The sequence below is a fragment of the Robinsoniella sp. genome (assembly GCF_034124845.1).
The window spans coordinates 11,901-18,520 of the sequence record NZ_JAWYAJ010000488.1 but is presented as its reverse complement, the minus strand read 5'-3'; the positions used below and the strand labels follow the sequence as shown (position 1 = coordinate 18,520).

At 44.5% G+C, this 6,620-nt stretch carries 5 protein-coding genes; all 5 read left to right on the top strand.

The window, feature by feature from the left end:
• A partial coding sequence (locus ACH2DQ_RS23935; protein WP_395028560.1) for an ABC transporter permease occupies positions 1-642 on the top strand: 642 nt, incomplete at its 5' end.
• An 18-nt stretch (positions 643-660) separates the two neighbouring features.
• Positions 661-1,566 (top strand): carbohydrate ABC transporter permease, encoded by a 906-nt coding sequence (locus tag ACH2DQ_RS23930; RefSeq protein WP_394912346.1) that lies wholly within the window; start codon positions 661-663, stop codon positions 1,564-1,566.
• 94 nt (positions 1,567-1,660) lie between these two features.
• Positions 1,661-3,304 carry an extracellular solute-binding protein gene (locus ACH2DQ_RS23925; RefSeq protein WP_394912345.1) on the top strand — a complete coding sequence of 548 codons (1,644 nt, stop codon included), beginning with the start codon at positions 1,661-1,663 and terminating at the stop codon, positions 3,302-3,304.
• Between the two features lie 42 nt (positions 3,305-3,346).
• Positions 3,347-4,915, top strand: coding sequence for an alpha-L-fucosidase (locus ACH2DQ_RS23920; protein WP_394912344.1), 1,569 nt, complete (start codon positions 3,347-3,349; stop codon positions 4,913-4,915).
• 140 nt (positions 4,916-5,055) lie between these two features.
• Positions 5,056-6,620 (top strand): glycoside hydrolase family 20 zincin-like fold domain-containing protein (locus ACH2DQ_RS23915; RefSeq protein WP_395028559.1); only part of this gene is annotated, 1,565 nt, incomplete at its 3' end.

The following is a 6,620-nucleotide window of genomic DNA, read 5'->3' as shown; positions in this document are numbered from 1 at the left end:
CCTATTCCGATCCTGTTGGCTTTGGGATTGAATTCTTTTAAACATAAAAAGTACCGTAAGGTTATTCAGACGGTTACTTATGCACCGAACTTTATTTCTGTCGTAGTTATGTGCGGTATGCTGCTGTTATTTTTATCGCCGGACGCGGGAATTCTCAACAAAATACTTTCATTCTTTGGCATAGCACCAATTAATTTTATGGGTGACAAATCCTACTGGAGACATATTTACGTTTGGTCCGGTATCTGGCAGAGCATGGGATGGAACTCGGTTATCTATTTCGCGGCACTTTCGGCAGTCAGTCCCGACCTGCATGAAGCGGCGATTATGGACGGGGCAAATAAATTTCAGCTGATCCGGCATATTGATTTGCCAAGTATTATGCCAACTGCAATTATCCTTTTGATTATGAGCTGCGGAAGTATCCTTTCGGTAGGATTTGAAAAGGTATTCCTGCTGCAGAACGACTTGAATAAGAGCGTTTCTGAAATTATTTCTACCTATACATATCAGGTTGGTCTTGTTGAAAATAATGTATCCTACTCAGCCGCAATTGGTTTGTTCAACTCGGCAGTCAATGCAGTGATGCTGATTGCAGTTAATAAAATAGCCCGTAAGTCTTCGGGAATCAGTTTGTATTAGGAAAGGAGGTATTGATTAATGAAGAAATTCAGACAACAGTCAGCAACGGATAAGTTTTTTGACATTTCCCTGTTTATTATTCTGACAATTATATTAATCATTGTGGCGTATCCCCTTTATTTTATTATTATTTCTTCCATCAGTGATCCCAAAGCTGTTGCCAGCGGAATGGTTACTTTTCTGCCGGTAGGAATTAATTTTGCGGGGTATCGGGAAGTATTTAAAAATTCCCTGGTTGTATCGGGATTTATCAATGCAATCGTGTATACGGCATGCGGTGTCTGTGTCAATCTGGTGGTAACGATCCCCACTGCCTATGCCTTATCCAGAAGCAAATTTGGTGGTAAAACAATTGTTACCTGGTTCTATATGATTACGATGTTTATCAGCGGAGGTATGATTCCCACCTATCTGGTTGTGAAAAACCTGCATATGCTGGATACCATGTGGTCCTTAATTCTTCCGGGGGCACTCAGCGTATACAATATGATTGTGGCGAGAACATTTTTCCAAAGTAATCTCCCGGAGGAACTGTGGGAGGCTGCCAGTGTGGATGGGTGTACCCAGACAAAATTTTTCTTTAAGGTGGCGCTGCCGCTGTCCAAATCCATTATTGCAATTATGGTGCTGTATTATGGCGTTGGACATTGGAATTCCTATTTCAGTGCATTGCTCTATTTGAAAGACGATGCCAAATTCCCGTTACAGTTAGTCCTGCGTTCCATATTGATTCAGAATCAGGCAGCACTTGCCCAGCAGGTAACAAGCGTTTCCGCCCAGGTGGCACTGGAGGCGCAGAGGCAGCTGGTAGAACTTATGAAATATTCCCTGATTATTATTTCCAGCATACCGGTCATGATCATGTACCCATTTGTACAGAAGTATTTTGTAAAAGGTGTCATGATTGGTTCGGTGAAGGGCTGACAAGGCACATAACATGCAATGTGTATGTGAATATAGAGAAGTACTGCAACGCACCTATTTTTAATGAAAAATTTGAATGAAAAGGAGTATGAGTATGAAACGAAAAAGAGTATTGGCAATTTTAGTTTGTGTGGCTGCCATATCCGCAATGGGGCTGGGAGGATGCAGCAAAAACACTGCGTCCCTGGAAGCGGACGGTCCGGCGAATGATAAAGTGGATGAGGATGGCAAGGTAAATGGTGTATTTTATGAAACGGGGCTTCCTATTGTAGATAAAGATACATACAGCTTTTCACTTTTCTGTGATGATTCTTCCGAGAACGGAGAGTATTGGATGATGGATGAGATGGAAAGGCAGACCAATATTAAGGTAAACTTAGAGTATTTTCCAAATGAGGTGGCAAAAGAAAAGTTATCTCTTGCATTAAGTTCCGGAGATTATGCGGACTGTATCGGCGGATGGCTGTTCCAGGACAGTGATATTCTGAAATATGGCGTTGACCAGAAGATATTTATTCCACTGGAGGATTATTTTGAGAAATACGCGCCGAACATTATGAAGATTTTGGAAAGAGAAGGAGTCAGAGAAGCGATGACAGCGCCGGATGGCCATATCTATACCATTCCTTACGTGGTTGATGCGCCGCTGGTAGATTATGAACCCTATATCAATGAAAAATGGCTGAAAAATCTTGGGCTGGAGATGCCTGAGACTACCGATGAATTTGAAAAAGTATTGATGGAGTTTAAAGAAAAAGATGCCAATGGAAACGGGGACCCAAATGATGAAATACCAATGTCCTTTGATCCGAATAATAAGCATATCGGTTATATGTGCGGGTATTTCGGAATGCCGGTAGATAATTACGGAATGAGCATGAAGGATGGCAAATTGATCTTTGGTGCCAATACCGAAGAATATAAGAATGGCATTAAATGGCTTAAAAAATTGTACGCCCAGGGGCTGATTGATCCGGAAGCATTTACACAGGATTTAAGCCAGTGGAAGGCGAAAGGTTCTCAGGACCGTTATGGCTGTTCCATGATGTATGCCAGCAATGATATCGTACCATATCTTGCGGGAGAAGAACCTGATTTTAAACCATTGCCGGTTTTAAAAAGCCCTGACACGGATAACCCTGTATGGCTTAGAGGTTCAGATGGTGCATCTGTAATGAAGACACAGGTGGTAATCACCGATAAGGCGAAGGATGTAGGGGCAATTATCAGATGGTGGGATGATTTGTTTGAATTCCAGAACTCTGCCCAGAAGATCTCGGGACCGCTGGATATATGCATCTTTAAAGACGGAGATGGTTACCGTGCCATTGATAAGGCAACCCTGTCGCCCGAAGATGAAAAGAAGTATTCCTGGGCGAACCTGTTTCCACAGTCGCTGCCCCATTATCTGCCACAGGGATTCAAATTTAAAGAAGATGTGCCAATGTACCCGGAAAAAGACAAGGCAGATGAGATTTACGAACCTTATTTAACGGAAGCCATTCCCTCTTACTGGGTATCGATAGATGATTCTGCGAAATTTTCTGATATCCAGACTTCCCTCCGGGATTTCATTGCACAAAAGGCAGCAGAATGGATTGCCGGACAGTCTGATATTGATAAAGACTGGGACAGTTACTTAGAGCAGCTTGATACGCTTGGACTTCAGGATTATATAGCCATCCGTGAAAAGGCATTACAGACCACAACAGAGCCGGCAACGGAAGCGGCAGAATAGAGAGCAGAATAATAACATATATTTCTGCATAAAGGAGACAACATGGACGAAGAAAAGATACTGTTACAGGAAATGCAGATATCAGGTAATAAGGCAGAAGACAGGATGGGAAATAACGCAGCAGGGATTGCGGAAGGTATCCCGGGGAATAGCCCGGAAGAGTTCGCAAAGGGCATTACAGGGAATAGCCCGGAAGAGTTCGCAGAGGGCATTACAGGGAATAGCCCGGAAGAGCTCACAGAGGGCATTACGGAAGCTGCCCCGGTTAATGAGGAAGAAAAGGTATCGGAGGGTGTACATAACTACAGTGCCCAGGAGGAATATATCTGGCCGGATGACCCGAAGGTCCTGCAGAAGCTTCAGTGGTTCCAGGATCAGAAACTGGCACTGATGATTCACTGGGGAGCGTATTCCCAGCTTGGAATAGTGGAATCCTGGGCGTTGTCCGATGCAGATGCAGAGTGGTCAAGGGATGGCATTGACTGGGAGATTACGGGAGAAGCATTTAAAAAGGAGTACTTTAATCTGAATAAGACCTTTAATCCGGTTCGTTTTGAACCGGAAAAATGGGCGGATCTGGCGAAAAGAGCAGGTATCCGTTACCTGATTTTTACAACCAAACATCATGACGGCTTCTGTATGTGGGACACTGCCTTTTCTGATTATAAAGTGACAGCAGAGGACTGTCCGTTTCATACTCATAAATATGCGGATATCTGTGCCCACTTGTTTGAATCCTTCCGTAAGAGAGGAATTGGGATTGGCGCATATTTTTCAAAAGCAGACTGGCATGTGGACAGTTACTGGAGTGAGGGGTATCCCAGGGGGAACTATATGCACCGGGGACCGTCTTATGTCCCCCGGGAACATCCCCAACAGTGGGGGAAATTTGTGGAATTCACCCAGAATCAGATCAAGGAATTGGCGACGGAGTATGGAAAACTGGACATTATGTGGTTTGACGCGGGCTGGGTCAGCGATATTGGACTGGGAGAGACCATAGAAGAGATCCGGAAATTCCAGCCGGGGATGCTTGCTGCAGACCGTACCATGGGCGGACCGTATGAAAATTATATTACTCCGGAACAGTGTGTGCCGAAGGAACCCTTAAATGTACCATGGGAAAGCTGTATCACTCTTGGAACGTCCTTTTCCTTTGCTTATGAAGACCGGTATAAGTCCTGCCGGGAAGTGATTGCTCTTTTCGTGGATATTGTGGCAAAGGGAGGAAATCTGGCTATAAATGTGGGACCTCAGCCGGATGGCAGACTGCCAAGAGGTGCAGTGGAATGTCTGGAGGATATGGGGGAATGGCTTGCAGTTTACGGGGATGCTATATATGGAACCAGAGTCTGTGCTCCTTATAAAAAGGACGGAATCGCATTTACAAAGAAGGAAGGCCGGGTATATGCAATTGAAACCTTTGAAAAAGAAACGGATCCGGTTAAATCTGAAGTCTGGATTCCATATGAAGGAACGGTCACATCCATTACGATGGCGGATACAGGAGCAGTGGTGGAGTTTACCAGACAAGATAACGGCTATATACTTCACCTGGAGGAGTATGACAAAGAAACAGCACCGATAGCCAGAGTGTTTTGCCTGATGTGAAAAGACTGCATTTAAAACAGGCGAATAGCGAAAGCCTAAATTAAGAAGCACTTAAATTTAGAAGCGCTTAAATTAAGAAGTGCTTAAATTAAGAAGTGCTTCTACTAAGAAGCTTAAGGAAGAATATTAAGGAGGAATATATGGAATCGTTGTATTTACTACCCGAACCGCAGAAAATAGTATCCGGGGAAGGGAACTTTGTCCTTCCTCATTACGGGAAGATTGAAATGGATGCTTCCTGTCCGCAGGATGTATTATATGCAGCAGATTTGTTAAAAAATGAGATTCTGCGCTTTACCGGAATGGATTACAGCTTGAACCGTGGGACACAGAATACGAATGGAGCGGCTGAAATTATATTGAATTTAGATGAAACACAAAAGGATCAAGGTTATGTTCTGATAATCGGGAAGCAGGGAATCCGTATAACCGGAGGAGGATACCGGGGAATTCTATACGGAATACAGACGCTGCGGCAGATCATCCGCCAGGCAGGCTGTGTCCTGCCGTTTGTGGAAATAGTAGATGAACCGGCTATGGAGTACCGGGGTTTTTACCATGATGTTACCAGGGGCAGAATCCCGAAGCTGGAAACGTTAAAAAAGCTGGCGGATACCTTAAGCTTTTATAAAATCAACCAGCTGCAGCTATATGTGGAACACAGCTTTTTATTTGAAGGGCTTAGTGAAATGTGGAGAGATGACACGCCGCTTACGGCGGAGGACATCCTGGAACTGGATGCCCACTGCAGAAAAGCAGGAGTGGAACTGGTACCGTCCCTGTCTTCTTTTGGACATTTATATAAGCTTCTCAGCACAAGATCTTATGAACATCTGTGTGAGCTTTCAGATCCCGTGAAGATGGCATTTAGTTTCAGGGGGCGCCAGATGCATCACACCTTAAATGTTACTATGGATGAAAGCTATGAACTGGCGGTTCAAATGATGGAAGCATATATGCCGCTGTTTACATCGAAGCAGTTTAACATAGGTGCGGATGAAACATTTGACCTGGGAAAAGGAAAAAGTAAATTTTACGCAGAGGAAGTGGGCGTAGACCGGATGTATATTGACTACGTGAAAAAGCTTTGCGGATATCTGGTAGACAGGGGATACCGCCCCATGTTCTGGGGAGACGTAATCTGCGGATTTCCGGAGTTGATCCGGGAACTTCCAAAGGAAACCATCTGCTTAAACTGGGGGTATGCTTGGAACCAGTGTGAAGACGGAACAAAAGCACTTGCAGAGGCCGGAGCCACCCAGTATGTATGCCCGGGAGCAGGGGGATGGAATCAGTTTATTAATCTGATGGAATCAGCGTATCTGAATATCAGCAGAATGTGCGCATTCGGGGAAAAATACGGGGCAATCGGTATGCTGAATACAGACTGGGGAGACTTTGGACACATTAATCACCCGGATTTCAGCATGCCGGGGATGATCTACGGAGCGGCATTTTCCTGGAACCGAAAAGAAATTCCTTTTGAAGAAATGAACCGCATGATTTCTGTTCTCCAGTATCAGGATTCCTCGGAAAACCTGATGTCTGTTGTGAGCCGTATGTGCAGACACGCAGTATTTGACTGGGAAATGGCAGTGCGTTTCCAGGAATTAACGGAATCCGGAATAGAGGATGACTGGTGCGTCCAGCGGCTCAGATCCTGTGAAAAAGAAATACTGGGAGCGGAAGAAGAAAACAAAATTCT

Excerpts from the sequence above, each read along its gene's own strand:
- ACH2DQ_RS23930 (WP_394912346.1), top strand. The coding sequence starts at position 661 with ATGAAGAAATTCAGACAACAGTCAGCAACGGATAAGTTTTTTGACATT.
- ACH2DQ_RS23925 (WP_394912345.1), top strand. The coding sequence starts at position 1,661 with ATGAAACGAAAAAGAGTATTGGCAATTTTAGTTTGTGTGGCTGCCATA.
- ACH2DQ_RS23920 (WP_394912344.1), top strand. The coding sequence starts at position 3,347 with ATGGACGAAGAAAAGATACTGTTACAGGAAATGCAGATATCAGGTAAT.